Consider the following 26,058-nt stretch of genomic DNA (forward strand, 5'->3'; position numbering starts at 1 on the left):
AAGCCTGGAAAACGGCGTTTTGTGCTTGCGGCGCGACTTTTGTTCAAGCCGCGGGAAAGAAACGGACAGGGGGCTGACATGCGGAGGAGCTTGCAGGAAGGGCAAGTTCCTCCGTACGTCGCACCATCGTCAGGGCGCGAACCCGCGCAGGAAATCGAGGAAGATGCGGGCCGCGACGTCGGCGTCGTCCGCCGTCATGGTTTCCAGGGGATTGTGGCTGATGCCGCCGTTGCCGCAGCGGGTGAACAGCATCGCCACGTCCGTGATCGCCGCCATCGACATGGCATCGTGGCCCGCGCCCGAGGTCAGCTCGAATGGCGGCACGCCCGCGCGCGCCGTGGCGCCGGCAAGCTGGCGCATCAGCCGGGGCGAGCATGGAACCGCCGGCGCCGACAGCAGCAGCTCGATGCGCGATTCGATGTTGCGCCGCGCGCAGATGGCGTCGATCTCGCGCAGGATGTCGTCGGCCGCCGCGTCCCGGGCGGCATCGTCCGCCGCGCGGACGTCGAGCGACAGCCTGCAGCTGCCCGGAATCACGTTGACCGAACCCTGCGGCACCTGCAACTGTCCCACCGTGCCGACCAGCGAGCCGCCCGCGTTGCAGCGCCTTTCCACGAACAGCACGATTTCCGCGGCGGCGGCTGCCGCATCCTTGCGCATCGACATGGGCGTGGTGCCCGCGTGGCTGGCCACGCCCTCCAGTTCGATGAGATAGCGCCGGCTGCCGGCGATGGAGGTGACCACGCCGACCGGCAGGTTGCGCTCCAGCAGGACCGGGCCCTGTTCAATGTGGATCTCGACGAAACCGAGCAGGTCGCCGGGATCGCGCGCGATGGCGGCGATGGCATCGACGTCATGGCCGGCGTCGAGCAGCGCGGCGCGCATGGTGATGCCTTCCGCGTCCGTCTTGTCGAGCAAGTCCATGTCGAAGCGCCCGGAGACGGCATTGCTGCCCAGGAAGGTGCTCTTGTAGCGCACGCCTTCCTCTTCCGAAAACCCGACGATCTCGAGGTGGTAGGGCAGGCGTTCGCCGCGCGCATGCAGGTGGCGCACGATGGCGATCGGCAGCAGGATGCCTGCGCGTCCATCGTACCTGCCGCCGTTGTGCACCGTGTCGTAGTGCGAGCCGGTCATCAGGGTCTTCGCCTGCGGATCGGGGGACAGGTAGCGGCCGACCACGTTGCCGACGGCGTCGATGCCGACTTCCATGCCGGATTCGCGCATCCAGGTCGCGAGCTGCACCGCCGTCTTGCGGTGGGCCATCGTCATGTAGGCGCAGGTCAGCCCGTCGCCGTCGTCGCTCCACTGGCCGATCTCTTCCGCCCATTCCATCACCGCCAGGCCCAGCGCCGGCACGTGGCCCAGCAGGTCGTTCAGCCGCAGCTCGGCGATGCGATGGACCTGCCGCAGGTTCTCGGCAAGCTCGTCATCGGGCCGGTTCTTCAGCCGGCGGCCGAAGGCGGCAATGATCTCCTGCCGGGCGAGGCCCTTGCCCGTCGGACCCTTGACGGCGAGGATGAAGGGAAATCCGAACCTGGCGTTGTACTGGGCGTTCAGGCGTTGCAGCGTCGCGAATTCTTCCGGCGTGCATTGGTGAAGTCCCGCCTGCGCCTGTTCGCCGGTGGATTCGCGGGTCAGCTTGCCGGCAATGGCTGCCTTGCCGGCAAGTTCCGGATGGGCGCGGACGAGCGCCAGCTGCTCTTCGCGCGTGGCGGCGCTTACCGCTTGCTGAAGCGCGAGCTTGAGCGTCTCCAGGGAAAGGAAAGGCCTGCAGGCGGCGGCGCGCTCAGGTATCCATGGCGAGTGCTCGTAGATGCCGCCGAGCAGGCGGGCGAATTGAAGTTCCGGGCAGGCGTTGAGTTGCTCCAGGGTGAGCGTGCTGGCTTGGATGTCGTTCATGGCGCGGCTTCTCGTGGTTGTCCAGCATGGTAAGGTCAGGCAGGCGGGGTGATATAAGCCGGTGCGAATATGCCGCCTGCATTCCCGCATATATCGCTCCCCCCGGGGCACGCCCGGGCGGGCGGCCCATCATCGCACCACGAGCGATTTCGCGGTGGCCGCGATCAGTTCGCGCAGCCACTTGTGCTCCGGGGCATGATGCACGCGCTCGTGCCACAGCTGGTAGAACCGCATCGCCGGGAAGGGCAGGGGCACGCGGAACACCTTCAGCGGCAGGTTCTTTTCATAGAACTTCATGAATTGCCGGCCGGTGGTGAGGACCAGGTCGGTGCGCGTCAGCATGTAGGGAATGAGGCCGAAATAGGCCGATTCCGCCACGACATTGCGATGCAAGTTCTGGCGCGCCAGGAAGGATTCGATCACGCCGTAGTAGCCCGCCATCATCTGCGAGGGCGCGACGTGGGGCAGGGAAAGATAGTCTTCCACCGTCATGTCGTCGGGCCCGGTGCGCAAGGCATAGGCGCAGTCGGCGCGCATGATGCAGGCGATCTCGTCCTCGAACAGCTTCGACATGTGGAGGTGAGCGGGCGGCTCTTCCCAGTTGGCAATCACCAGGTCGAGGTCGCCATCGGACAGCAGCCTGAGGTAGTCGATCTCGGGCCCGAGGCCATGGATCACCACGCGGCTCTTCGGCGATTCGCGCCGCACGCCGGCGACGATGTTCGGCAGGAACTGGCTGTCGAGATAATCCGGCGCGGCGATGTGGAAGGTCCGCGCCTCTTGCTGCGGCGCGAAGGCGCTCTTCTGCGCGAACAGGCGCTCCGTCTCTTCGAGCACGCGCTTGGCGGGCTTGAGCAGGCTTTCGCCATGCTGGGTCGGCACCATGCCGCGCGCGCCGCGCACCAGCAGCGGATCGCCCGTCAGTTCGCGCAGCTTGCGCAGCGAGGCCGAGATGGAAGGTTGCGGCTGGTTGAGTTTGAGCGCAACGCGCGACACGTTCTTTTCCGACAGCAGCAGGTAAAGGATGCGGATGAGATGGATGTCGAGGTGATCGGGCAAGCCAGCCATGGCGACCTCTATAAGGGATGGATGATGACGCTCATATCCACCGTTCAATATTCCGGTGGTCAAAAAAGTCTATCGCGTAACGGCCTTGCCTTACAACGGATCCGCGCAAATTTTCCGCGGGTTATTTCCCTTCCGGGCGGTCCGGAGAGATGCCCGTCCGCGCCCGGCAAAAACGCGGGCAGCGGCAGAACGAAGCGGTGAAATGCGCATCCAACAGGCAGGTTTCCCGCACAGCGCCCTGTCTGGCGTCTGTTCCTGGGTGACCAGCCTCCTGAGGTAAGTGATTTGGGCGGGAAAGTTTCCCGCCCTTTTTTTGCGCGCAATTAACTTGCGTCCAAGTTGTTCGATGACTGAACCGCGTTGCGGCGATGCAGTCTTTCGATGCGATGGCTCGAATTTCTCGAGGCCTTTCACCGGGAGACCGCGTGGGCATCTTCATGTCGGGAGCAAGGCGCGCGAACCTTGCAGGACATCCACGCGCGCATTTCCTGCCGATTCCCATGCCCTTCATGCGGACCGCCGCGACCATGACCTGCCCGCGAAGTACTCGACTTTCCTGCGTTTCTGCATCTCGCTCGGCATTCTAGCCTTCCTTGCCTTCGTTGCCATCTTCTGGCTGATGGCGACCAGGCCAGCCTGAAAACAACGTCGGCGTCGCGCCTCCCGTCCGGCGTCGCGCCAGCGCGGGAATTTCCCACTACAATCATTGTTGCCGCGCCGACATAGGCGATTACATTCATTCAATACCCCGCGCAACGATGAGCGATTTTCCCAAGGATATTTATACCGAGCCGTCGAACGTCGACGTCCGCACCCTGAACAACCTCGGCCCGCTGGGCCCCATGGCCGGCGTGTGGGAAGGCACGCGAGGGCTGGACATCAAGCCCAAGGCGGACGGCCCGCGCAAGCAGGCCTTCCACGAGCGCATCGAACTGCAACCCATCGATCCCGTCACCAACGGTCCGCAGCTTTTCTACGGCCTGCGCTACAACATCTTCATCACCAAGCCCAACCAGGTGAAGACCTACCACGAGCAGCTGGGATACTGGCTGTGGGAACCGGCCACGGGCAACATCATCCAGACGCTTGCCATTCCGCGCGGCCAGATCGCCATGGCGGTCGGCCAGGCCGGGCCGGACGACAAGAGCTTCGAGCTCGTCGCGCGCCGCGAATCGGAACACTGGGGCATCCGTTCCAATCCCTTCCTCGACCATGCGTTCAATACGGTGGAATACCGCATCAAGGTCACGATCAACGAGGATGGCACCTGGGGCTACGAGGAAGACACGGTGATGATGATCCGCGGCAAGGAAGAACCCTTCCACCACCTCGACCGCAACCTCTTGCACAAGGTCGCGGAAGCGACGCCGAATCCGCTGGCGCGCTGACATTCAAGGCACAGGCTCCCGGGAGAGCAGCATGGAAAACTACCTCATCGTCCGCACCGACTTCTGGGTCATGGCGCTGCCGGATGACTGGACCCAGAAAGAATCGAAGGACACCAGCTCGCTGTACTTCGAAGCGGCCGATGGGGCCAAGGGCTTGTACATCAATGCCTGGCAGCTTGGAGGCGAGGACAGGCGCAGCGCGGTGCAGGTGGCGGGGGCGTTCAAGTCCAACGACCTGCGCCACCTGTTCTCCATGCCGGGCTACGCCTGGCAGGTCGTCGCCGAAGCGAGCGAAGGGGATGACAAGAGCTGGCTGATGATGACCGACTGCCACGCGCGCGACAAATCCTATCGCGCCATCAGCAAGATCATTGCCGCGCCGCCGATCGTGGTGCGCGCCGCCTTCCACGACTACGGCTGCGCGGACTACGCGACATCCCAGCGGTATTTCGCCAACAGCGTCAGTTCCCTGAGGCTGGTCGAAAGCGACGAAGAGGAGTGACCCGGCCGCCCGGTACACTGGGCACAACACCGGCCACAAATGAAAAAACCCGGCATTTGCCGGGTTTTTTGCGTCGCGGGCAGGCTTAGAAGCGGTGGCGGATGCCGAGGCCGAAGCTGTTGCCGCTGTCGCGGTTGGTGATGCGGTCGTTCATGACGATCGCGTAGAGGTCGGTACGCTTGGACATGTCGTAGTCGTAGCCGATCGACGTGGTGTTGCGCTTCTGGTCGGCGCCGATCGCCGAGCCGGTGCGCTTGGTGTTCGCCCAGGAAGCGAGCACCTTGCCGGCGCCCACGGGCGCGGACAGGCCGAGCGACAGGGTCTTGTCGTCGAGCGCGATGTCATGCGAGGTCTGGCCATAGGTCGCGAACAGCTTGACCACGCTCAGGTCGTAGGTGCCGCCCAGCATCCAGGCCTTCTGCTCGGTGGCGGTCAGGCCGGTGGGCAGGGGAATGTTGCCCGCGGGCTGGACGTTGTTGGCCGGGACGTTCAGCGGGTTGTTGACCTTGACGTTGTGGTAGAAGCCGGTCAGTGCCAGCGGGCCGGCAAAGTACAGGAAGTTGGCGCCGACGTTGCGCTTGCTGTTGTCGCCAGGGACTTCGCCGAGCTGGTAATGGATGTTCGCGCTGAAGCCGCCGAAGTTCGGCGTGGTGTAGATGATCTCGTTGCTCCAGCCGGTGTCGCCGGCGAGCGAGTTGGTCCAGCCCGAGGCGTTGAACAGCGGCACGTCCGCGTGCAGGATCAGCGGCGCGAAGGTGAAGGAGTCGCCGAAGGGATTGAACAGGATGGTCGGCAGGAAGTTGGGCGCGAGGTCGCGGCCGATGGAAATGCCGCCGAAGCTGCCGGTGAGGCCGACGTTGGCGTCGCGCGAGAACAGCGTGTCGCCGGGGAAGCGGCCCTGGCGGCCAGTGTCGGCCTGGATGAAGCTGGTCAGCTTGAAGTTGGCCTTCAGTCCGCCGCCGAGGTCCTCCGTGCCCTTGAAGCCGAACCACGAGGTCGTCATGCCGCCGCTGTTGAGCACGCGGCTGCTGGACGCGTCGCCCGCCATGCGCATGGAGCCGACGTAGTTGTCGACCAGGCCGCTGACGGTGACGTTGGTTTGCGCCATGGCCGGCGCGGCGAACGCGCCGGCCAGTGCGGCGGCGGTCAAGACCTTCTTCAAATGTTTCCCCTTCGATTGCATGACGGCTCCTAAGTTGATGGTGTTGTTGATCGGGAAGCTTCCCCGTGCGTTGATGAACCTGTTATCCCTCTCCTGCCCGCAAGCGCCTCGTTGCCGGTCCAACCCGGCGCCCGCGGACCTCCCGCATTCATGCCTGCTGCCCCGCGCGCGCATGCACCTGCCTGCCCGCGCTGTAGGTCGACGCCACTGCGCGGTCGTCGCCCAGCAGCGCGAACGCGAACAGCAGCTCTTCCAGGCTCTCGCAACGCCCGGTGCGCCGCGCCAGCAAGGGCGTGGCTTTCGGATCGAGCATCACGAAGTCGGCTTCCGCGCCAGGCGCGAAATTGCCTATCGTTCCCTCCAGCTGCATGCTGCGCGCGCCTCCCAGCGTCGCCATGTGGAACATGCGCAGCGCCGGCAGGTAAGTCCCCCCGAGCCGCGCCACCTTGTACACCTCGTTCATGGTCTGCAGCATCGAGAACGAGGTGCCGCCTCCGACATCGGTCGCCAGCGCCATCGGGACCTGCATGGCATCCGCTTTCGCGAAGTCGAACAGGCCGCTGCCGAGGAAAAGATTCGATGTGGGGCAGATCGACGCCGCGGACGCGGTTTCGCGCATGCGCCTGCGATCGGCATCGTCGAGCCAGATGCAGTGCGCGTACATCGCGCGGGGACGCATCATGCCATAGTGGTCGTAAACATCAAGATAGCTGCGAGATTCCGGAAACAGGGACTTGACCCAGGCGACCTCGTCGGTGTTTTCCGCGACGTGCGTCTGGAGGAAGGTGTCAGGATACTCGCGAGCAAGTTCCCCGGCAAGCCGGAGTTGTTTTTCCGTCGACGTCGGCGCGAAGCGTGGCGTGATCGCATACAGCTGCCGTCCGTTGTTGTGCCACTTCTTGATCAATTCCTCCGATTCGCGTATGCCGCCTTCGGCCGTATCGCGCAGGAACTCGGGGCAGTTGCGGTCCATCAGGATCTTCCCCGCCACCATGCGCAGGTTGCGCTTCTCGCTCTCCGCGAAGAAGGCATTGACGGACGAGGGGTGGACGGTGCAGTACACCATGGCGGTCGTTGTGCCGCAGCGGAGCAGCTCGTCGAGGAAGAAGCGCGCCACCTCGGCCGCGTGTTCCTCGTCGAGGAACTTGCGTTCGGTGGGAAAGGTGTAGGTCTCCAGCCATGGCAGCAGCCCGGGCGCCGGCGAGGCGATCATGTCCGTCTGCGGATAATGGATGTGCGTGTCGATGAAGCCGGGCACGATGAGCCGGCCGCGATGGTCCTCGATGGACACGCCCTCCGGCACGCTGGCGCGCAGGACGGCGTAATCGCCGGCTGCCAGCACGCGGCCTTCCCGCACGATCAGCAGGCCATCTTCATGCCAGGCATGGGCGCGCTCCTCGAACGCCGGGTCGGCGGTAAAGTGCAGGATGCTGGCGCGATAGGCCTGGCAGTCCTGCGGCGATGATGTTGCGGACGTCAAGTTCATTCCTTTTTCCTGGTGTTTCAACTTCCTCTTCCCCGTCTGGAAGGAAGGGGAGGCGCTATGCGTGCGCCTCGATTTGCGTGCGTTCGGTCGCGCTGGCAGCGGCCTCCCAGACCATCAGCAGTTGCGCCGTCACCGAGGCGGCGATCACTGCCGGCTGCTTGCCGGCGATGCCGGGCAGGCCGATCGGGCAAACCATGTCTTGCAGGCGCAGGCTGTCGATGCCGCGCTCGCGCAGGCGATGCTCGAACTGCATGCGCTTGGTCTTCGAGCCGATCAGGCCGAACCACGCCACGCCGCGGCGGCGCAGGATGGCTTCCGCCAGCGCCTGGTCCAGCGCATGGCTGTGAGTCATGACGAGATAGCTGGCGCCGTCGCGGGCGGAGGCGACCACGGCCTCCGGCGTGTCGGTCGCCTCGACCGTCACGTTGGCGGGCAACGTGACCGGAAATTCTTCCTCGCGCTCATCGACCCAGGTGACATGGCAGGGCAGGCCGGCGAGCGCCTGCACGATGGCCGCCCCGACATGGCCCGCGCCGAACAGGATGAGGTGGGGCCGGTAGGCGAGGCAGGGGTCGACCAGCCAGCGCTGGCCCGCCCCATCCTTGAGCAGGCGGCAGGGCGCGTCCCGCTCGATGTCGTCAAAGCCTAGCGGTCGCGTTCCCGGCTGCAGGGCGCCGCTTGCGTCCAGCAAGGAGAACGTTTCCGGCGTGTCGAGCGGCACCAGCCGCCAGCTGTCTTCCCGTGCGCGCCAACGGCCCGCCAGCGTGGAAAAGGCCGCATGCTCCGGTTTGCCGACGCGTTCGAAGGCGAGTTGCACCACGCCGCCGCAGCATTGCCCGAGGCTGGGTCCGAGCGGAAAGCGCTCGAGCCGGCGCGGCGTGCCGCCGGCCAGCATGTCGCGCGCGATCTCGCATGCCCGCATCTCGAGATGGCCGCCGCCGATGGTGTCGAACTGCGCGACCTCGGTCACCACCATCTTCGCGCCCGGCTCGCGCGGACCCGAGCCTTGCACCGCGGCGACAGTCACGAGGATGGCCGGCGTGCCGTGCGGCGCGAGCGCCTGGAGGGCGGAAAGCCAGTGCATGTCAGGCTCCGGCGGCGCGGGAGCGCACCGCGTCGACGGCGTCGAGGATGGCTTCGCTGGTGGCCGGGGCCTGAAGCGGCGGGTCGACCCGGTTGCCGCCGACTGCGGCGATCGCGTCGCGGATGGCGAAGAAGACCGAGAAGGGCAGCAGCAGCGGCGGCTCGCCGACCGCCTTGGAGCGGTGGATGCTGTCCGAGGCATTGCTGTTCTTGAACAGGCGGACACGAAAGTCTTGCGGGCAGTCCGACACGCCGGGGATCTTGTAGGTGGAGGGCGCATGCGTCATCAGCTTGCCCTGCTTGTTCCACCACAGTTCTTCGGTGGTGAGCCAGCCCATGCCCTGGATGAAGCCGCCTTCCACCTGGCCGATGTCGATCGCCGGGTTCAGCGAATTGCCGGCGTCGTAGAGCGCGTCGGCGCGCAGCAGCTTCCATTCTCCGGTCAGCGTATCCACCACCACTTCGGACACCGCCGCGCCGTAGGCATAGTAGAAGAAGGGATGGCCGGTCATGGTCTTCGCGTCCCAGTGCAGGCCGGGCGTGGCATAGAAGCCGTCCGACCAGAGCTGGGCGCGGGCGAGGTAGGCTTCCTGCACCACTTTTGGAAATTCCAGCGTCTGCCCGCCGGCATGGACCATGCCGCCGGCGAACGTCACCGAAGAGACGGGCACGTCGTGGCGCTGGGCGACGAAGGCAGCAAGCCGGTCGCGCACCTTGCGCGCGGCATCCTGCGCCGCCTTGCCGTTCAGGTCGGCGCCGGTCGAGGCCGCGGTGGCCGAGGTATTGGCGACCTTGCTGGTGTCAGTGGCGGTCACGCGCACCGCGGACAGATCGACGCCGAGCTCATGCGCCACCACCTGGGCCACCTTGGTATTGATGCCCTGGCCCATCTCGGTGCCGCCATGGTTGACCAGCACCGAGCCATCCACGTAGACATGCACCAGGGCGCCGGCCTGGTTGAGGTGGCTGACGTTGAAGGCGATGCCGAACTTCACCGGCGTCAGCGCCAGGCCCTTCTTCAGCACCGGGCTTGCGGCGTTGTATGCCTGCACCTGCGCGCGGCGGCGGCGGTATTCGCTGCTGGCCTCGAGTTCGGCCACGAGTTCATGGATGACGTTGTCCTCGACCTTCTGGCCATAGGGCGTGACGTTGCGTCCCTCGGCGTCGTCGCGGCCATAGAAGTTGGCCTTGCGAACGTCGAGCGCATCCGTGCCGAGGTCGCGCGCGATGTTGTCGAGCACGTATTCGATGGCAATCGCGCCCTGCGGTCCGCCGAAGCCGCGGAAGGCGGTATTGGACTGGGTATTGGTCTTGCCGCACATGGCCATGATGTCCACGTCCGACAGGTAATAGGCATTGTCGAAGTGGCAGACGGCGCGCGTTGCGACCGGGCCGGACAGGTCGGCGGAATAGCCCGCGCGGGAAACCATCTCCACCCTGGCGGCGAGAATGCGGCCGGTGTCGTCGTAGCCGATCTCGTATTCGTAATGGAAGCAGTGCCGCTTGCCGGTGACCAACATGTCGTCGTCGCGGTCGGCCCGCAGCTTGACCGGACGCTTGAGCCGGGCGGCCGCGATCGAGGCCGCGGCGGCCCACAGCGCGGACTGCGATTCCTTGCCGCCGAAGCCGCCGCCCATGCGCCGGCATTCCACCACCACGTTGTGCGAATGCAGCCCGAGCGCGTGCGCCACCACGTGCTGCATTTCGGAGGGATGCTGGGTCGAGCAGAACACGTGCATGCCTTGCCCTTCCTTGGGCACCGCATAGGAGATTTGCCCCTCGAGGTAAAACTGTTCCTGTCCGCCGACGTAGAGTTCGCCCTTGAACTTGCGCGGCGCGGCGTCGAAGGCATCCTTGAACCGGCCGCGCGCCAAGCGCATCGGCGGCAGCACGAAGGACTGCGCCTGCTTCGCAGCCTGCGGCGTCAGGATGGCCGGCAGGTCCTCATAGTCTATCGTTGCCATCCGCGCGGCGCGGCGGGCGTTGTCATGCGTGTCGGCGACGACGATGAACATCGGCTGGCCAACGTACTGCACCAGGCCGTCGGCGAAGATAGGATCGTCGTGGATGATGGGGCCGCAATCGTTGACGCCCGGGATGTCGGCGGCGGCATACACCGCGACTACGCCAGGCGACGCCCTGACGGCGTCGAAGCCGATGCCGCGGATGCGCGCGTGGGCGCGCTGCGACAGGCCGAGCGCCGCATGCAGGGTGCCTTGCAGTTCGGGAATGTCGTCGGTGTACGTCGCTTCGCCGAGCACGTGCAGCACGGCGGATTCATGCGGGCGCGGCAGGCCGACCTCGGTCCACGAACCGGTTCCGGTCTCGGCGCCTTGCTGCAGGAAGGATTCTGTCTGGGTATTCATGATGTTTTCACTATTCTCGGCACGTCGGGCAACCGCCTCAGGCAACGTTGAGCGCAAAGGCATTCACGGCGTCCGCAGCGAGCGGCGCGTCGGGACGGGTTTCGAACCAGAAGCGGCGCAGCAGGTTTTGTGCTGTCTTCATGCGGTAACCGCTGGAGGCGCGCATGTCGCTCAGCGGGGTGTAATCCTGCGCCAGGGCGGCAACGGCCGCATTGAGGGCGTCCTCGTTCCATTCGCGGCCGGCCAGCGCGGCTTCGGCAAGCGGCGCGCGGCGCGAGGTCGCGGCCATGCCGCCGAAGGCGATGCGCGCTTCCCGCACCTGGCGGCCGTCTGCCTCCATCGTCAGGGCAAAGGCGGCGCAGACGGCGGAGATGTCCTGGTCGAATCGCTTCGCCAGCTTGTAGGTACGGAAGCGCAGTTCCGGCGCGGGCAGGGGCACGCGCACCGCCTGCACGATTTCAGCGGGTCCCAGGTCCTTCTTCTGGTAATCCAGGTAGAAGTCTTCCAGCGGCATGACGCGCTGGCCATCCTTGCTGGCGAGGACGATGCGCGCGCCCAGGGCGATCAGCCAGGGCGCGGAGTCGCCGATGGGCGAGCCGTTGGCGACGTTGCCGACCAGGGTACCGGCGTTGCGGATGGGCAGGGAAGCGAAGCGCTGGCGCAGTTCCGAGAGCTCCTTGCCGTAGTGCCGGCAGGCCGCCGCGTAGGCATCCTCTAGGGTCACCGCCGCGCCGATCTCGAGCATGCCGTCCGCTTCGCTGACGCGCTGCAGTTCGGCCACCTGGTTGATGTACAGGACGTCGCCGAGATCGCGCATCTGCTTGGTGACCCACAGGCCGACGTCGGTGGAGCCCGACAGGATGGTGGCCTGGGGATGGTCGGCGCGCGCCTGGAGCAGTTGTTCGAGCGTGAGCGGCACCAGGAAGGAGGCATCGTCGCGGGTATAGCGCAGCATGCCGTCGCGCTGGATGCCTTTGAGCGTCTCCGCCAGCGCGGCGCGGTCGAAGGCGGCACGCGGCATTTCCATCATGCGGCCGGCGGCGTCGATGATCGGCCGGTAGCCGGTGCAGCGGCACAGGTTGCCGGACAGCGCGTCGTCGATCTCGCGCCTTGCGGGCTTGTGGCCAGCGAGGTCGCCGCAAGCGCTGGCTTCCGCATCCTTCTTCAGGTACAGGCCCCAGAGCGACATGACGAAGCCGGGGGTGCAGAAACCGCATTGCGAGCCGTGGCATTCCACCATGGCTTGCTGGACCGGGTGAAGTTCGCCGTCCCGCTGCAGGTCTTCGACGGTGAACAGCGCGCGGCCGTCGAGCGTCGGCAGGAACTGGATGCAGGAATTGACCGCCTTGAATTCGACGCCATCGCCCTTGAGTTCGCCGACCACGACGGTGCAGGCGCCGCAGTCGCCCTCCGCGCATCCTTCCTTGGTGCCGGTGCAGTGCCGGTCTTCGCGCAGGTGCTGCAGGATGGTGCGGGTGGGATGGGCGTCGTCGACGGTCCGGACTTCGCCACGATAAAAGAAACGTATGGGTTGGGACATGCTCACTCCGCCATTGCTTATCACTGTGGACGCACTTTAGCACCGGCTCCCGGGAAGGCTATACGTCAAACGTGATGGACGGTATCCGGTGGGCGGAATATGCATCTTTCCGGTGCCGGCGGCTCGCCTCCTTGCAGATCATGCAAGAAACCTGCCAAAAGGGATTCCCGGCCGGGCAATACCCGATATATGCCGCCGCATATACGCACCTGCCACCCCGGCTCGCTGAACTTTCCGGCCGTCATTGAAACAGAGATGCCGGTTCTTGCGCGAGGCTGGGTGCGATCCCGGCGCCGTGCCCGTCTCCCTCCACTCGTAAAGGCAAGCCATGAAGATTTTTTCTACCCTCGCCGCCTGCTGCGCCGGCGATGCCGTGAGAGGCGTCGATCCCGGGAATGGCCCATCGCGACGCGATTCCCGGCTGGAAGAGGGCGGGCAACGCGGCGAGTTTACGGGAATTGTCCAACTTGACGCTCCGGTATGGATGACCGGCCTGTTGCCCGCGCCGACCCAATACGACCTGAATGCCGCCGCCAGCCTGGGACGCCTGACCCTGCTGCGCATGCATGCCATGGCAATTCCTTCCGGGAGGCGGCGGGAGATGCTTTCCGACGCCATGTTCGCCGCGCTCGACGGCAAGTGCGCGCCGGCAATGTCGACGCTGCTGGAACTGGGGGCGGATGTCCACGCCATGCGCAACGGCCGCACGGTGCTCGTCAGGCTCATGGACCGTGTCTTCGACCAGTCGATGCCCTGCATCTCGGCATCCGAGCTGGATATGCTCGACATGCTGATGTGGCGGGCCGAATGCGAGGGAAAACGCAACGATCCGTCCGCCGGCATGTCCCCAAGGGCATCGGATGCGCGGCTGCTGCGCGAACTGCTGAACTCGGTGTCTTCCCACACCCGTTTCGCCGACGTGCCCGACGCCGCGCTCCATCTTGCGCTGACGGTGTACCGGGACAGGGTGACGCCGCAGGTGGTGCGCGACCTCGTCACCCTGGGCGCCGATCCCAACCGTCAGGCGGGACAGGGGCGCATTTCGCCGCTCGCGATGGCTGCGCGGGCCAATCTTGCCCGTGTCGCCGACGAACTGCTGCATCAGGGCGCGAACGTAAACCTCGAAGACGCGGACGGCAATACCGCCGGCCACATCGCGGCGGCAAGGCGCAATGTCGACGTACTGATGGTGCTCGGCCGTCATGGCGCCGACTTCATGCTTCCGAACCGGCATGGCGTGACGGCACGGGGCCGGTTGATGGCACCCAGCGAGGCGTCACCCGAACGCTTTCGCCTGGCGGTCATGCAGTTCTTCGACGCGCGGGTGCTCTGCCTTGGCGCGAGGCCGTCCTCGCGATTCACGCATGCCACCGATTCCAGCGTCTCGTCGCTCCCCGGGAGCGTCACTTCCGACAATGAAGGCAGGCGTCCGCCGAGCGCAATGGCGACGCCCCGTCCGGCCAGCCCGGCTTCCCTTGGCTGAGCGCCGCCGCGCCGCCTATTCCGCCCCGAGATAGAAGTAGCGGAACACGAATACCGCCGCAATGATCCACACGATGGCAGGGACTTTCCTCGCCTGTCCGGTCAGCAGCTTGAGTCCGGCGTACGAAATGAAGCCGAAGGCCACGCCATTGGCGATGGAATAGGTGAACGGCATGAGCAGCGCGGTGATGACCGCCGGCACGCTTTCCGTGGTGTCGTCCCAGTTCAGGTCGGCCAGTTCGCGCAGCATCAGGCAGGACACGTAGAAAAGCGCCGGCGCCGTCGCATAGCCGGGCACCGCGCCGGCCAGCGGCGCGATGAACAGGCAGGCGAGGAACAGCACGGCGACCGCGATCGCCGTCAGCCCGGTGCGGCCGCCGGCCTGCACGCCGGCGGCGCTTTCGATGTAGGCGGTGGTACTGGACGTGCCCAGGAAGGATCCGGCGGCGATGGCGGTGCTGTCCGCCAGCAGGGCGCGGTTGAGCCGGTCCATCTTTCCGTTCTTGAGCAGGCCGGCGCGGTTGGCCACGCCCATCAGCGTGCCGGTCGCATCAAACAGCTCCACCAGGAACAGCACCAGCACCACGTTGAGGATGCCGATCGACAGGGCGGCGGAAATGTCCAGCTTGAGGAAGGTCGGCGCAATGGAGGGCGGCGCCGAAAACACGCCGCCGAATCGATTGCCGCCAAGGAAGAAGCTCAGCACGGTGACCGCCATGATGCCGATCAGGATGGCGCCGCGGACCTTCAGCCGGTCGAGCGCCACGATCACGAAAAAGCCGGTGATGGCCAGCAGGGCGGGCGCCTTGTGCAGGTCGCCCAGCGTGATGAAGGTGGCCGGGTGGGCGGCGATGATGCCGGCGTTCTTCAGTGAAATGATGGCCAGGAAGAGGCCGATGCCCGCCGTGATCGCCGTGCGTATCGAGTGCGGTATGCCGTTGACGATCATCTCGCGGATGCGCAGCAGGCTGATGGCGATGAACAGCATGCCCGAGATGAAGACCGCGCCCAGCGCCGCTTCCCAGGTGTATCCCATGCCCTTGACCACCCCATAGGCGAAATACGCGTTCAGGCCCATGCCGGGGGCCAGCGCGATCGGGTAGTTCGCATACAGGCCCATGACCAGCGTGCCGAGCGCGGCCGCCAGGCAGGTGGCGACGAATACCGCGTCCTTGGGCATCCCGGCGTCGCCCAGGATCGCCGGGTTGACGAAGATGATGTAGGCCATCGTCAGGAAGGTCGTCAGGCCCGCCAGCAACTCGGTCTTTACGTCCGTCCCCTGTTCCTTGAGCCGGAACCACTTCTCCATGAATTGCATTGTCTTCTCCTCGTTTTTTTGCCGGGACGAAGCGCGTCCCGGTCCGGCGGTCATCGGCCGCGAGTTGTAATGTCCTACAGAAGCGAAGGATTCCGGATAGCGCTTCGCTGATAGCCGGCATATCGGGCGGCCGATATTCCCCGCCGCGGGCGCCGGGCACCGGACACGCAGCGGCGCACCAAAACGGTCTGCCTTCGCGGCCATCGTTCCGCGTCCCGGTGCGGGAATGACCGGATTGGCGGCACGGCCCGGGCATTTTGCTGGCCCGGCAATTGCTAGATTGCATGCATGACGGCATACTACGCACCCGTCTCCCCGCCGGTTTGCGGCGCCGATTCCTGTTCTGCACCAATGTCTATATCCGGCATCCTATATTTCCCATCAAGCCATCGGTATATTGTGACCAGGCGACTTCCTGTAAGTTGTCCGCAAAATAACGAAGTCGACGACATCACATTTCAAGAGTGAGCCCATGGAGACGCGTCTTACCCTGAGCCAGATCACGAAGCGCTATCCGTCGGTCGTGGCGAATGACGGGGTCGACCTCAGCGTTCGTCCTGGAGAAATCCATGCGATCCTCGGCGAGAACGGCGCCGGAAAATCGACTCTCATGAAGATCATCTACGGCTCGGTCAAGCCCGATGCCGGCACGGTCTTCTGGAACGGCAAGGAAGTCCACATCGCCAACCCCGCCGCCGCACGCCAGCTCGGCATCGCGATGGTGTTCCAGCATTTCTCGCTCTTCGATACGCTCACCGTCGCCGAGAACATCGCGCTAGGCTTGCCGAAGGACACGAAGCTGGACGAGCTCAGCCGCCGCATCGAGACGACGGCCCGGCAATACGGCCTCGACCTCGAGCCGCAGCGGCACGTGCACACGCTGTCGGTGGGCGAATGCCAGCGCGTGGAAATCGTGCGCGCGCTGCTCGCCCGGCCGCAGCTCCTCATCCTCGACGAACCGACCTCGGTGCTGACGCCGCAGGCGGTGGAAAAGCTGTTCGAGACCTTGCGCCAGCTCGCGGCCGAAGGCTGCAGCATCCTCTACATCAGCCACAAGCTCGACGAGATCCGCGCCCTCTGCCACACCTGCACGGTGATGCGTTCCGGCAAGGTCACCGGCGTCTGCGATCCGCGCAATGAAACCGCGGCGAGCCTGTCGCGCATGATGATCGGCAGCGAGCCGCCCACCATCATGTCGGGCGAGCACCATCCCGGCAGGACGGTGATGGCGGTGCGCCACCTGTCCCTGGAAAAGAGCCATCCCTTCGGCACCACGCTCGCCGACATCAGTTTCGAGCTGCGCGCCGGGGAAATCGTCGGCATCGCCGGGGTGTCCGGCAACGGCCAGCAGGAACTCCTTGCCGCGCTGTCGGGCGAGGATCCGCGCGCCGCGCCGGACATGATCCTGCTAGACGACCGGCCGATCGGGCGCAAGAACGCGGCCGCGCGCCGCCGCAGCGGCCTCGGCTTCGTGCCCGAGGAACGCCTCGGGCGCGGCGCGGTGCCCGACATGTCGCTCGGCCAGAACATCCTGCTCTCGCACCAGGACAGCGCCACGGTCAAATTCGGCATGATCCGGTTCGAGGTCATCAACCACCTCGCGTCGTCCATCATCAACCGCTTCAAGGTCAAGGCGGCCGGCCCGAACGCCACCGCGGGCAGCCTGTCCGGCGGCAACCTGCAGAAGTACATCGTCGGCCGCGAAGTGATGCGCCATCCCAAGGTGCTCATCGTCGCCCAGCCGACCTGGGGCGTGGACGTCGGCGCGGCCGCGCAGATCCGCGCCGAGCTGGTGGCGCTGCGCGACGCCGGCTGCGCGCTGCTCGTCATTTCCGAGGAACTGGACGAGCTCTTCGAAATCTCCGACCGCCTGCTGGTGATCGCCAAGGGGCGCATGTCGCCCTCGATTCCGCGCGCGGAAGCGGACATCAACCTCATCGGGCAATGGATGAGCGGATTGTGGAAGGACGGCCCGGGCGGTTCTTCCCCGCAACAGGAGGCGGCACATGCTTAAGCTCGAAAGACGGCCGGCGCCGTCGGTCCTGATGTCTTGGCTGTCGCCCGTGCTGGCGGTGCTGCTGACCGTCCTCTGCGGCGTCCTGCTTTTCCTCGCGCTGGGAAAGAACCCGGTCACCGGCCTGTCGGTGTTCTTCATCGAACCGATCAAGGGATTGCGCGGCTGGTCCGAGGTGGGCCTGAAGGTCGCGCCGCTGCTGCTCATCGCCGTCGGCCTCGCTATCTGCTTCCGGGCCAACGTGTTCAACATCGGCGCCGAAGGGCAGCTGGTGGTCGGCGCGATTTGCGGCGGCGCCGTCGGCCTCTACCTCGACCACGGCCAGGGCGGCGGGGCCGGCATGATCACGCTGATCCTGCTGGCCGGCGCGGCAGGCGGGATGGCATGGGCGGCGATCACCGCCTTCCTGCGCGACCGCTTCAACGCCAACGAGATCCTCGTTTCCCTGATGCTGGTGTATGTCGCGCAGCTGCTGCTGTCGCTGCTGGTGCACGGCGTGCTGCGCGACCCGAAGGGCTTCAATTTCCCGCAGTCGCGCATGCTGTCCGACGGCTTCCTGCTGCCCAACATCATCGCCGGCACCCGCCTGCACCTCGGCATCGTGTTCGCGCTCCTGGCATCGCTGCTGGGCTGGGTGTACCTCTCGCGCAGCTTCGGCGGCTACCGCCTGCAGGTCGGCGGCATGGCGCCGGCGGCGGCACGCTACGCCGGCTTTTCCTCGCGCAAGGCGCTCTGGACCTCGATGCTGATTTGCGGCGCACTCGCGGGAATCGCCGGCACGGCTGAAGTTCTCGGTCCCATCGGCCAGCTCACGCCCTCGGTCTCGCCGGGTTACGGCTTCGCCGCGATCATCGTCGCGTATGTCGGGCGGCTGCATCCGGTGGGCGTGATCTTTTCCAGCTTCATCATGGCGCTGTTCTACATCGGCGGCGAGCTCTCGCAGTCCCGCCTCGGCATGCCCAGCGCCATCACCGGCGTGTTCCAGGGCATCCTGCTGTTCTCGCTGCTGGCCTGCGACGTGCTCATCCACTACAAATTGAGCTGGAGAAAATAAATGGATTCCCTCGCTCCCCTGATCGCGTCGTCCATCAATGCCGGCACGCCGCTCATGCTGGCCGCGCTCGGCCTGCTCATCAATGAAAAATCCGGCGTGGTGAACCTCGGCGCGGAAGGCATGATGCTGGTGGCGGCCGTCGTCGGCTTCGCCACCACGGTCACCACCGGCAGCGTGACGCTGGGTTTCGTGTGCGGCGCGCTGGCAGGCATGCTGCTCGCCGGCTTCTTCGCCCTGCTCACCGTCTGGCTCGGCACCAACCAGTATGCGACCGGGCTGGCCCTGTCGCTGTTCGGCGGCGGCGCGTCGGCCTACATCGGCATCAAGTACGTCGGCAACAGCCTCGAAAACCCGAGGTTCGCCGTGCCTTTCCTGTCGGACATTCCCTTCGTCGGCACTGCCTTCTTCCGCCAGCATCCCATGGTGTATTTCTCTATCCTGCTGTGCGGCGCCATCATCTGGTTCCTGTACCGCACCCGCGCCGGCCTGGTGCTGCGCGCGGTCGGGGAATCGCCGACCTCGGCCCATTCGCTGGGGTACGACGTGCGCCTGATCCGCCTCGGCGCGCTGCTGTTCGGCGGCGCCTGCTGCGGCCTGGCCGGCGCCTTCCTGTCGCTGGTCTACACGCCCCTGTGGGTGGAAGGCATGGTCGCCGGACGCGGCTGGATCGCGCTCGCGCTGACCACCTTCGCCACCTGGCGGCCGGCGCGGGTGCTGATCGGCGCCTATCTCTTCGGCGGCGTCACCATCCTCACCTTCCACGTGCAGGGCCTCGGCGTGGCGATCGATTCCCAGCTGCTGTCGATGCTGCCTTACCTGGCAACGATCGTCGTTCTGGTGCTCATCTCGACCAACGCCAACTGGATCAAGCTCAACATGCCGGCCTCGCTGGGCAAGAACTTCAATCCCGGCTGAACCCGGCGATTTTTCGCAGATTTCTCGATTCAGCCCATGGACAAAGGCTGAAAAATTTTATACTGTATGCATGAACAGTATCGGGATTTCGTGGTCCAAGGACCCATGCCGGACGCTGCCGCGGGTGGCGCCGGTCCCGGAACGCGACGAGGAGATCTGCCATGATGAAGCCTGGTTCCCTGGTGGGACGAAGCCGCTGGCCAAACCAGAATGCCCATCCCGACCACTGGCTCAAGCCGGTGTCCGGGCAGGTGCTCGACTTCTGCGACGTGAGGGCCTGGGCCAACAGCATCGATTTTCCGGAGGACGTGCCGCATGCGGGCGCGGTCATGGGGCATGCGCTCAAGCTGAAGGCGGAAGGCAGGCTGGACGGCCTCACGCCGGTGCTGTGGGACTTCGATACGCACCGCCGGGTATTCTGGGAGCGCACGGACAGCCTGCGGCCCTACGACGAAGACGTGATCCTGTGGCGCGCCGCCAAGGCCATGCGGCTCGACCAGATCGAACATCCGCGCCGCCGCCGCCAGCGCGACATCCGGGAATTCCTGCCTGAAAAGCAGAAGCACCTCAGCTTCGCCTGACGTTGCTGGCGCGGGGGCTGGGCGGTGAATTTCGCGCGGCTATTCCCAGATGGAAATCTATTAGGCGGGACTAATTTAGGTAGGTTCCTCCAATCGCGCTGTTACCATCTTGCCATCTGATACACAACTCGCAGCCGCCTGAACCGCCGCTGTCACGGTCATGAATGCCATCCTCGCCGCACTTTACGAATCCCTGAGCGAACTGTTCTTCCAGGCCGTGTTCCGGCTGTTCGATCTGGCCAGCTCGCTGTTCTGGGGCCTCACCGGCGTCCTCCGTGCCGGAAAACGAGAGTGGGCAGCGATGTGCGACCGCCATGCGTTCCAGCAGGCATGCCGCGTGATGCGGCCGGTTCAGGTAGTGCCCCGCCGCCAGGCGCGGCTCGACTGGCGCCGCTGATACCGAGCGCCGGAACTAGTGAAATTCATGGAAAGGCCGCAGCCTTAGGTGGAGAAAGCCCTGGTCGTGGATTACCGGGCCTTGTAGGTCTCCAGGCATTCACCGCTCGGGTGACATGCTGCGAAAACGGGGAGGGCCAGCCCTCAGACGTCCTCGTCAAATTCCTTGGGCGGGTTCACCGCCGGGATCGTGTACTTTTCTTCCGCCCAGGCCCCAAGATCGATCTGCTTGCAGCGCTCCGAGCAGAACGGCCGAAACTTGTTCTGCTCCGTCCATTCCACCTTCTTGCCGCAGGTGGGGCAATCCACCAGGGTCGCCATGTGTCACCTTGTCCAGTTTAAAAGTTGCAGAGGGTTAATTCGAAACTCACGTCGCTGTCGAAGGACTTGGGTTTCATGTCCCCATCCTGCGAGGTGAATCGAACCCAAAGCATATACTTATTTGCGGACATTTCAGGAATGGCGCCAAGCTGATCGTCGATCGCAAGGCGCAGCATCTGGTACACCTTTCCCTGGAGCATCTGCTGGTAGCTGCCGCCCGTCGCGATGGTGTTCGTCGAACGTCCGGATTCGCGCAGCAGGCGAAGCACGAGGGCGATCGCATCGAACAGGGGAACGAGCGGCGCGAACCAGCCAGAGATGTCGTTGAAGCGCTGTTCCGCCGATCGGTGCTGCCAGGCGTAATAGGAAGGGAGATCGAATTCGCAGGCGCCGCCCGGGATGATGGTGCGGCCGCGTATGCTCATCAGCCATTCGTTGTCGCGCACGTTCTGCCCGGTCTTGCCCTGGGCGGACATGAGGGCCGCGCTGCAGCGGTCGACCTCGGCGATGACGGCGTCGAGCCGCTCCGCCTCGACCGCCGGATTGGAGCGGAAGCCGAGCAGGGTCTGCTTCTGGCGCTCGAGTTCCTGCAGCAGGTCCGACTTCAGGTCGGCTCGACCCGCCACCTCCAGGATTTCAAAGATGGTCGACAGGGCGACGTGATGCTGCTGCGGGTGTTCCTGGTGCAGAAAGAAAATGAATTTTTCGTAAAGATCTTCCAGCCGCAATAGCGTGCGAATACGCTCGTTGAAAGGGTATTCGTAGATGATCAAAATGACGTCCCTTGACTCTGGAGGTTGGGCTGTGAATTACGTGATTCTGAACGAAGCCATGAAAAAATACAAATAGCGGATGGCGTCATTTCGCGCGCGCCGGATGGCCCGGCACAATGGATGATGCCGGTCGGGTCATGCGGAGCGCGCGGCGCCAAGATACATCGCATGCAGGCGATCCACCTGCGGCACGAGGTCGATCACGTCGCCGTCGTTGCGGATGACGTCGTCGGCGGCGGCAAGGCGCTCGGCGCGCGTGGCCTGGGCCTGCATGATGGCCCGGACCTGCGATTCGGGGAGGCCGCTGCGGCTGATGACGCGGCGGATCTGCGTCTCTTCGCTGCAGTCCACGACCAGCACGCGCGAGACCCGCTCCTTCCAGTTGCGCGACTCCACGAGCAGGGGAACGGCGAACATCAGGTAGTCGCCCTGCGCGGCGGCCGCGGCGCGTTCGGTCTCGATGCGGATCAGGGGATGCAGGATCGCTTCGAGGCGCAGCTTGGCGCTCGGTTCATGGAAGACGTAGGCGCGCATCTTCGCGCGGTCCATGGCTCCCTCGGGCGTCAGGAAGGGTTCGCCGAATTCCGCGCGGATGGCGGGAATCGCCGCGCCCCCGGGCGTGGTCAGGGCATGGGCGATCTGGTCGGTGTCGATGATGGCAGCGCCGCGCGCGGCGAACATGTCGGCCACGGTGGACTTGCCGCTTCCGATGCCGCCGGTGAGGCCGACGGAAAAACGTGCGCCTTGCGTGCCGGTCGCCATCGCGCTCACCTCAGGCGAAATGGCTCAGGTAGGCGTCGACGATCGCCTGGCCCCAGACGAGCGCGATGAAGCCCGCCCCGGCAAGATAGGGGCCGAAGGGGATCGGCTTGTCCCGGCCATGCCTGGCGAACAGGATGAGACCGAGGCCGACCGCCGCGCCGACCACCGACGACAGCATGATGATCGCCGGGAGCATTTTCCAGCCCATCCAGGCACCCAGGGCCGCGAGCAGCTTGAAGTCGCCGAAGCCCATGCCTTCCTTGCCCGTCGTCAGTCTGAACAGCCAATACACCGACCACAGCACCAGGTAGCCGGCCGCCGCGCCGATGACAGCGTCCTGCAGCGGCACGAAGGTGGCGTTCAGGTTGAGCAGCAGGCCCGCCCACATCAAGGGCAGGGTCAGGTCGTCGGGCAACAGCTGGGTGTCGAGATCGATGAAGGTCATGGCGATCAGCATGAACAGCAGCAGCAGCGTCGACACGCCCGCCAGGCCGGAGCCGAAATGCCAGATCAGCCCCGCCGAGGCGATGCCGGTCAAGGCTTCCACCGCGGGATAGCGGGCCGAGATCGGCGCGCCGCAGCCAGCGCATTTGCCCCGCAGGAAAAGATAGCTGATGACGGGAATGTTCTCGAGAGCAGTGATCTTGTGGCCGCAATGCGGGCAGGCCGAGCGCGGCAGGAACAGGTCGTAGCGGTCGGCGTGGGGCGGCGGCTCGCCGCGTTCTTCGGCCACGTGGTTGTCCCATTCGCGCTGCATCATGCGCGGCATGCGATGGATCACCACGTTCAGGAAGCTGCCGACGATCAGGCCGAAGATGCCGGCCACGACCGCGGGAAACACCGAGCCCGGAGGCTGGGAAAAGAGCAGCTCCAGCATCAAACCACCGCGCCCAGCTTGAAGATCGGCAGGTACATCGACACCACTAGCCCGCCGATGACCACGCCGAGGAAGGCCATGATGAATGGCTCCATCAGCGACGACAGCGAATCCACCGCTTCATCGACTTCGCTTTCGTAGAAGTCGGCGACCTTGCTCAGCATCTGGTCGAGGGCGCCGGATTCCTCGCCGATCGCGACCATCTGCGTCACCATGTTGGGGAAGACGTCGGCGTTCTGCATGGCGGACGTCAGGCTGGTGCCGGTGCTGACCTCGACCTGTATCCTCTTGGTGGCGTCGACGTAGATCGAATTGCCCGAGGCGCCGCCGACCGAGTCGAGCGATTCCACCAGCGGCACGCCGGCGGCGAACATAGTCGCCAAGGTGCGGGTCCAGCGCGCGATGGTGGCCTTGCGGATCACTTCTCCGAAGATCGGAAGCTGCAGCAGCACGCGGTCCATGACCCGCTGCACTTTCGGGGATCGCTTCCAGGCCTGCAGGAACATGTAGATGCCGCCGCCGATGGTGCCGAAGATGATGTACCAGAACTTCACGAAGAAATCCGATATCGCCATCACCATCAGCGTGGGCGCAGGCAGGTCGGCGCCGAAGCTCTTGAACACGTCCTTGAAGGCGGGAACCACCCAGATCATGATCACCGAGGTCACGACGAAGGCGACCACGATGATGGAGATCGGATAGAACAGGGCCGACTTGATCTTGCCCTTGATGGCCTGCGTCTTTTCCTTGTAGATGGCAAGGCGGGTCAGCAGGTCCTCGAGGATACCCGCCTGCTCGCCGGCCGCGACCAGGTTGCAGAAGAGGTTGTCGAAATAGAGCGGATACTTGCGGAAGGCCTGGTTCAGGCTGGAACCGGTCTCGATGTCGGTGCGGATGTCCTGGATCAGCTTGGCCACCGACGGATTGGAATGCCCCTTGGCGACGATGTCGAAGGACTGCAACAGCGGCACGCCGGCCTTCATCATGGTGGCAAGCTGGCGGGTGAACAGGGTGATGTCCTTGTCGGTGATCTTCTTGCCGCTCTTGAAGCTCCGCTTCTTGATCTTGGTCACCAGGATGCCCTGGCGTCGCAGCGTGACGTTGACCACGGTTTCGCTCACCGCGCGCAGTTCGCCCTTGACCGACTTGCCCGACTTGTCCTTGCCTTCCCAGGCAAACACGATTTCATTCGCGCCTGAACCCTTGCCTGCGGCTGTTGCCATGATGTCCTCTCTTTATTCGTTGGTGCAGCCCAGCACTTCTTCCAGGCTGGTGAGGCCTTGCCTGACCTTCACCAGGCCCGCCTGGCGCAAGGTCTTCACGCCTTCCCGCTTGGACTGGGCTTCGATTTCCATCGCCGTGCCATGCGACAGGATGATGCGTTCGATTTCCTCGGAAATGGGCATGATCTGGTAGATGCCGACGCGCCCCTTGTAGCCGCTGCCTGTGCAGCGCTCGCAGCCGACCGGCTTGTACGTGACCCAGCTGCCGTCGAGTTCGTCCTCGGTGAAGCCGGCTTCGAGCAGCGCTTCGTCAGGAATGATGGTGGGCTGCTTGCAGGTGCAAAGCCGGCGCGCCAGGCGTTGCGCGGTAATCATGATGACCGAGGACGCGATGTTGAACGGCGCCACGCCCATGTTCATCAGGCGCGTCAGGGTCGACGGCGCGTCGTTGGTGTGCAGCGTCGAGAAAACCATGTGGCCTGTCTGCGCGGCCTTGATCGCGATGTCGGCGGTTTCGAGGTCGCGGATTTCGCCGACCATGATGATGTCCGGATCCTGCCGCAGGAAGGCTTTCAGGGCGGCCGCGAAGGTCAGGCCGGCGCGGTCGTTGACGTTGACCTGGTTGACGCCCGGGAGGTTGATTTCCGCAGGGTCTTCGGCGGTGGAGATGTTGATGCCCGGCTTGTTCAGGATGTTCAGGCAGGTGTAGAGCGACACCGTCTTGCCCGAGCCGGTCGGGCCGGTCACCAGCACCATGCCGTAGGGCCGCTGGATCGCGTTCAGCAGCAATTCCTTCTGGTCGGGATCGTAGCCGAGCGCGTCGATGCCGAGCTGCGCCTGGCTGGGATCGAGGATACGCATCACGATCTTTTCGCCGAACAGCGTGGGCAGGGTGCTGACGCGGAAGTCGATGGCGCGGTTCTTGGTCAGCACCAGCTTCATGCGGCCGTCCTGCGGCACCCGCTTCTCTGAAATGTCGAGCTTGGAAATCACCTTGATGCGCGACGCCAGCTTTTCCTTGATGGCGATCGGCGGCTGGGCGATCTCGCGCAGCACGCCGTCGACGCGGAAGCGGATACGGTAGAACTTTTCGAAGGGTTCGAAGTGAAGATCCGAGGCGCCCATGTTGATGGCGTCGGTCAGGATCTTTTGCAGGAAACGCACCACCGGGGCGTCGTCGACATCGGCGGTGATGTTGTCGCTGGCCGGCGCGTTGCCCAGGTCTTCTTCCGGAAAGTCCGCTTCCAGTTCGTTGCCGATCAGCTCGTTGAGGCTCTGCTCGGAGGTCTGGCCGAATTTCTCGATCAGCTTCAGCAGGGCGCCATGCTCGACGATGACCGGTTCCACCGTCAGTTCGGTCTGGAACTTGATCTGGTCCAGAGCATGGATGTTCGTGGGATCGGACGTGGCCACCGACAGCTTGTTGCCGCGCTTGCCGAGGGCCACGACCCTTTCCTTCTCCATCAGCTTGTGGTCAAGCAGCTTTTCGGGGAAATAGGCGTGATTGAACGAGGCGAGATCGAGGACGGGGTAGCCGAAGGTTTCGGAGCAGAACGCCGCGAGCGCCTTGTGGGTCAGGAGATTGCTGGCCAGCAGGGCGTCGATGAAGGGCGTTTTGTCGGTCTGGCATTGTTTCAGCAAAGCCTCGGCCTGCTGGGCGGACACGCGTCCGGCCTGCACCAATGCGCGGGCAAGTCCCGAAACGCCGGAAGCTGCCGCCTGACTGGGTAGAACTGCCGCCATACAGTATGGGTGAACCTAGAAAATGCACTCAAGTAACGTTAGATAATGCCTATAGGCATCTGATTTGTAAAGGTAATGTCATTGACTGTTACCTTGGCGGAACGC

At 64.9% G+C, this 26,058-nt stretch carries 23 protein-coding genes; 9 read left to right on the forward strand and 14 right to left on the reverse strand.

The annotated features are described in order from the left end of the window. Positions 1–129: 129 nt before the first annotated feature. Together G3574_RS25235 and G3574_RS25240 are read right to left on the reverse strand one after the other, a co-directional pair. Positions 130–1,899, reverse strand: coding sequence for an allantoate amidohydrolase (locus G3574_RS25235; RefSeq protein WP_163968322.1), 1,770 nt, complete (start codon positions 1,897–1,899; stop codon positions 130–132). 129 nt (positions 1,900–2,028) lie between these two features. Then, complete coding sequence (locus G3574_RS25240; RefSeq protein ID WP_163968323.1) at positions 2,029–2,967, reverse strand: LysR family transcriptional regulator; 939 nt, start codon at positions 2,965–2,967, stop codon at positions 2,029–2,031. Positions 2,968–3,313: 346 nt separating this feature from the next. Between G3574_RS25240 and G3574_RS28985 the strand changes: the two genes are divergently transcribed. The 3 genes from G3574_RS28985 (at position 3,314) to G3574_RS25255 (ending at position 4,857) form a co-directional block, all read left to right on the forward strand. Further along, positions 3,314–3,607: a DUF2269 family protein gene (locus G3574_RS28985; protein WP_163968324.1), complete on the forward strand. Its 294-nt coding sequence runs from the start codon at positions 3,314–3,316 to the stop codon at positions 3,605–3,607. A 118-nt stretch (positions 3,608–3,725) separates the two neighbouring features. Continuing rightward, positions 3,726–4,355: an FABP family protein gene (locus G3574_RS25250; protein WP_163968325.1), complete on the forward strand. Its 630-nt coding sequence runs from the start codon at positions 3,726–3,728 to the stop codon at positions 4,353–4,355. Between the two features lie 31 nt (positions 4,356–4,386). After that, the gene (locus G3574_RS25255) at positions 4,387–4,857 is read left to right on the forward strand and encodes a hypothetical protein (protein WP_163968326.1); all 471 of its coding nucleotides are present in this window, start codon (positions 4,387–4,389) and stop codon (positions 4,855–4,857) included. Positions 4,858–4,942: 85 nt separating this feature from the next. On the opposite strand, the gene G3574_RS25260 is transcribed toward G3574_RS25255, so the two are convergent. The 5 genes from G3574_RS25260 to xdhA form a co-directional block, all read right to left on the reverse strand. Then, positions 4,943–6,040, reverse strand: coding sequence for a porin (locus tag G3574_RS25260; protein WP_163968327.1), 1,098 nt, complete (start codon positions 6,038–6,040; stop codon positions 4,943–4,945). A gap of 127 nt (positions 6,041–6,167) precedes the next feature. Further along, on the reverse strand, positions 6,168–7,505 hold the full coding sequence (guaD, locus tag G3574_RS25265; RefSeq protein ID WP_163968328.1) for a guanine deaminase: 1,338 nt from the start codon (positions 7,503–7,505) through the stop codon (positions 6,168–6,170). A gap of 55 nt (positions 7,506–7,560) precedes the next feature. Next, complete coding sequence (xdhC, locus tag G3574_RS25270) at positions 7,561–8,589, reverse strand: xanthine dehydrogenase accessory protein XdhC (RefSeq protein WP_163968329.1); 1,029 nt, start codon at positions 8,587–8,589, stop codon at positions 7,561–7,563. Between the two features lies 1 nt (position 8,590). Next, positions 8,591–10,954, reverse strand: a complete 2,364-nt coding sequence (gene xdhB / locus G3574_RS25275; protein WP_163968330.1) for a xanthine dehydrogenase molybdopterin binding subunit — start codon at positions 10,952–10,954, stop codon at positions 8,591–8,593. A 37-nt stretch (positions 10,955–10,991) separates the two neighbouring features. Next, complete coding sequence (xdhA, locus tag G3574_RS25280) at positions 10,992–12,494, reverse strand: xanthine dehydrogenase small subunit (protein ID WP_163968331.1); 1,503 nt, start codon at positions 12,492–12,494, stop codon at positions 10,992–10,994. Between the two features lie 328 nt (positions 12,495–12,822). Between xdhA and G3574_RS25285 the strand changes: the two genes are divergently transcribed. Further along, positions 12,823–13,977 carry an ankyrin repeat domain-containing protein gene (locus G3574_RS25285; RefSeq protein ID WP_163968332.1) on the forward strand — a complete coding sequence of 385 codons (1,155 nt, stop codon included), beginning with the start codon at positions 12,823–12,825 and terminating at the stop codon, positions 13,975–13,977. Between the two features lie 15 nt (positions 13,978–13,992). Here G3574_RS25285 and G3574_RS25290 read toward each other — a convergent pair whose 3' ends face one another. Then, positions 13,993–15,294, reverse strand: coding sequence for an NCS2 family permease (locus tag G3574_RS25290; RefSeq protein ID WP_205609914.1), 1,302 nt, complete (start codon positions 15,292–15,294; stop codon positions 13,993–13,995). Between the two features lie 472 nt (positions 15,295–15,766). Between G3574_RS25290 and G3574_RS25295 the strand changes: the two genes are divergently transcribed. From G3574_RS25295 to G3574_RS25315, 5 genes are all read left to right on the forward strand, one after another. Then, the gene (locus G3574_RS25295; protein WP_163968334.1) at positions 15,767–17,308 is read left to right on the forward strand and encodes an ABC transporter ATP-binding protein; all 1,542 of its coding nucleotides are present in this window, start codon (positions 15,767–15,769) and stop codon (positions 17,306–17,308) included. Beyond that, complete coding sequence (locus G3574_RS25300; RefSeq protein ID WP_163968335.1) at positions 17,301–18,362, forward strand: ABC transporter permease; 1,062 nt, start codon at positions 17,301–17,303, stop codon at positions 18,360–18,362. Before G3574_RS25295 ends, G3574_RS25300 begins: the two co-directional genes overlap by 8 nt. After that, the gene (locus G3574_RS25305) at positions 18,363–19,277 is read left to right on the forward strand and encodes an ABC transporter permease (RefSeq protein ID WP_163968336.1); all 915 of its coding nucleotides are present in this window, start codon (positions 18,363–18,365) and stop codon (positions 19,275–19,277) included. A gap of 161 nt (positions 19,278–19,438) precedes the next feature. Further along, positions 19,439–19,858 carry a hypothetical protein gene (locus G3574_RS25310; protein ID WP_163968337.1) on the forward strand — a complete coding sequence of 140 codons (420 nt, stop codon included), beginning with the start codon at positions 19,439–19,441 and terminating at the stop codon, positions 19,856–19,858. Positions 19,859–20,018: 160 nt separating this feature from the next. Then, entirely contained in the window at positions 20,019–20,255 is a 237-nt protein-coding gene (locus tag G3574_RS25315; protein WP_163968338.1) for a hypothetical protein, read from the forward strand. 143 nt (positions 20,256–20,398) lie between these two features. Here G3574_RS25315 and yacG read toward each other — a convergent pair whose 3' ends face one another. The 6 genes from yacG to pilB all read right to left on the reverse strand — a co-directional run bounded on the left by yacG (position 20,399) and on the right by pilB (position 25,953). After that, positions 20,399–20,575: a DNA gyrase inhibitor YacG gene (yacG, locus tag G3574_RS25320; RefSeq protein WP_163968339.1), complete on the reverse strand. Its 177-nt coding sequence runs from the start codon at positions 20,573–20,575 to the stop codon at positions 20,399–20,401. Between the two features lie 17 nt (positions 20,576–20,592). Continuing rightward, complete coding sequence (gene zapD / locus G3574_RS25325) at positions 20,593–21,348, reverse strand: cell division protein ZapD (RefSeq protein ID WP_163968340.1); 756 nt, start codon at positions 21,346–21,348, stop codon at positions 20,593–20,595. A gap of 135 nt (positions 21,349–21,483) precedes the next feature. Next, on the reverse strand, positions 21,484–22,110 hold the full coding sequence (coaE, locus tag G3574_RS25330; RefSeq protein ID WP_163968341.1) for a dephospho-CoA kinase: 627 nt from the start codon (positions 22,108–22,110) through the stop codon (positions 21,484–21,486). A gap of 10 nt (positions 22,111–22,120) precedes the next feature. Continuing rightward, the gene (locus G3574_RS25335; RefSeq protein WP_163968342.1) at positions 22,121–22,987 is read right to left on the reverse strand and encodes a prepilin peptidase; all 867 of its coding nucleotides are present in this window, start codon (positions 22,985–22,987) and stop codon (positions 22,121–22,123) included. Then, positions 22,987–24,210 carry a type II secretion system F family protein gene (locus G3574_RS25340; RefSeq protein ID WP_163968343.1) on the reverse strand — a complete coding sequence of 408 codons (1,224 nt, stop codon included), beginning with the start codon at positions 24,208–24,210 and terminating at the stop codon, positions 22,987–22,989. Before G3574_RS25340 ends, G3574_RS25335 begins: the two co-directional genes overlap by 1 nt. A 12-nt stretch (positions 24,211–24,222) precedes the next feature. Next, positions 24,223–25,953: a type IV-A pilus assembly ATPase PilB gene (pilB, locus tag G3574_RS25345; RefSeq protein ID WP_163968344.1), complete on the reverse strand. Its 1,731-nt coding sequence runs from the start codon at positions 25,951–25,953 to the stop codon at positions 24,223–24,225. Positions 25,954–26,058: the final 105 nt, after the last annotated feature.

It is taken from the genome of Noviherbaspirillum galbum, assembly GCF_010974945.1.
In the GTDB taxonomy this organism is placed as follows: Bacteria; Pseudomonadota; Gammaproteobacteria; order Burkholderiales; family Burkholderiaceae_D; genus Noviherbaspirillum; species Noviherbaspirillum galbum.

What these genes read in the sequence shown, in the direction of transcription:
- G3574_RS25235 (WP_163968322.1), bottom strand. Translation starts at nt 1,899, where the DNA reads ATGAACGACATCCAAGCCAGCACGCTCACCCTGGAGCAACTCAACGCC.
- G3574_RS25240 (WP_163968323.1), bottom strand. Translation starts at nt 2,967, where the DNA reads ATGGCTGGCTTGCCCGATCACCTCGACATCCATCTCATCCGCATCCTT.
- G3574_RS28985 (WP_163968324.1), top strand. Translation starts at nt 3,314, where the DNA reads ATGACTGAACCGCGTTGCGGCGATGCAGTCTTTCGATGCGATGGCTCG.
- G3574_RS25250 (WP_163968325.1), top strand. Translation starts at nt 3,726, where the DNA reads ATGAGCGATTTTCCCAAGGATATTTATACCGAGCCGTCGAACGTCGAC.
- G3574_RS25255 (WP_163968326.1), top strand. Translation starts at nt 4,387, where the DNA reads ATGGAAAACTACCTCATCGTCCGCACCGACTTCTGGGTCATGGCGCTG.
- G3574_RS25260 (WP_163968327.1), bottom strand. Translation starts at nt 6,040, where the DNA reads ATGCAATCGAAGGGGAAACATTTGAAGAAGGTCTTGACCGCCGCCGCA.
- guaD (WP_163968328.1), bottom strand. Translation starts at nt 7,505, where the DNA reads ATGAACTTGACGTCCGCAACATCATCGCCGCAGGACTGCCAGGCCTAT.
- xdhC (WP_163968329.1), bottom strand. Translation starts at nt 8,589, where the DNA reads ATGCACTGGCTTTCCGCCCTCCAGGCGCTCGCGCCGCACGGCACGCCG.
- xdhB (WP_163968330.1), bottom strand. Translation starts at nt 10,954, where the DNA reads ATGAATACCCAGACAGAATCCTTCCTGCAGCAAGGCGCCGAGACCGGA.
- xdhA (WP_163968331.1), bottom strand. Translation starts at nt 12,494, where the DNA reads ATGTCCCAACCCATACGTTTCTTTTATCGTGGCGAAGTCCGGACCGTC.
- G3574_RS25285 (WP_163968332.1), top strand. Translation starts at nt 12,823, where the DNA reads ATGAAGATTTTTTCTACCCTCGCCGCCTGCTGCGCCGGCGATGCCGTG.
- G3574_RS25290 (WP_205609914.1), bottom strand. Translation starts at nt 15,294, where the DNA reads ATGCAATTCATGGAGAAGTGGTTCCGGCTCAAGGAACAGGGGACGGAC.
- G3574_RS25295 (WP_163968334.1), top strand. Translation starts at nt 15,767, where the DNA reads ATGGAGACGCGTCTTACCCTGAGCCAGATCACGAAGCGCTATCCGTCG.
- G3574_RS25300 (WP_163968335.1), top strand. Translation starts at nt 17,301, where the DNA reads ATGCTTAAGCTCGAAAGACGGCCGGCGCCGTCGGTCCTGATGTCTTGG.
- G3574_RS25305 (WP_163968336.1), top strand. Translation starts at nt 18,363, where the DNA reads ATGGATTCCCTCGCTCCCCTGATCGCGTCGTCCATCAATGCCGGCACG.
- G3574_RS25310 (WP_163968337.1), top strand. Translation starts at nt 19,439, where the DNA reads ATGATGAAGCCTGGTTCCCTGGTGGGACGAAGCCGCTGGCCAAACCAG.
- G3574_RS25315 (WP_163968338.1), top strand. Translation starts at nt 20,019, where the DNA reads ATGAATGCCATCCTCGCCGCACTTTACGAATCCCTGAGCGAACTGTTC.
- yacG (WP_163968339.1), bottom strand. Translation starts at nt 20,575, where the DNA reads ATGGCGACCCTGGTGGATTGCCCCACCTGCGGCAAGAAGGTGGAATGG.
- coaE (WP_163968341.1), bottom strand. Translation starts at nt 22,110, where the DNA reads ATGGCGACCGGCACGCAAGGCGCACGTTTTTCCGTCGGCCTCACCGGC.
- G3574_RS25335 (WP_163968342.1), bottom strand. Translation starts at nt 22,987, where the DNA reads ATGCTGGAGCTGCTCTTTTCCCAGCCTCCGGGCTCGGTGTTTCCCGCG.
- G3574_RS25340 (WP_163968343.1), bottom strand. Translation starts at nt 24,210, where the DNA reads ATGGCAACAGCCGCAGGCAAGGGTTCAGGCGCGAATGAAATCGTGTTT.
- pilB (WP_163968344.1), bottom strand. Translation starts at nt 25,953, where the DNA reads ATGGCGGCAGTTCTACCCAGTCAGGCGGCAGCTTCCGGCGTTTCGGGA.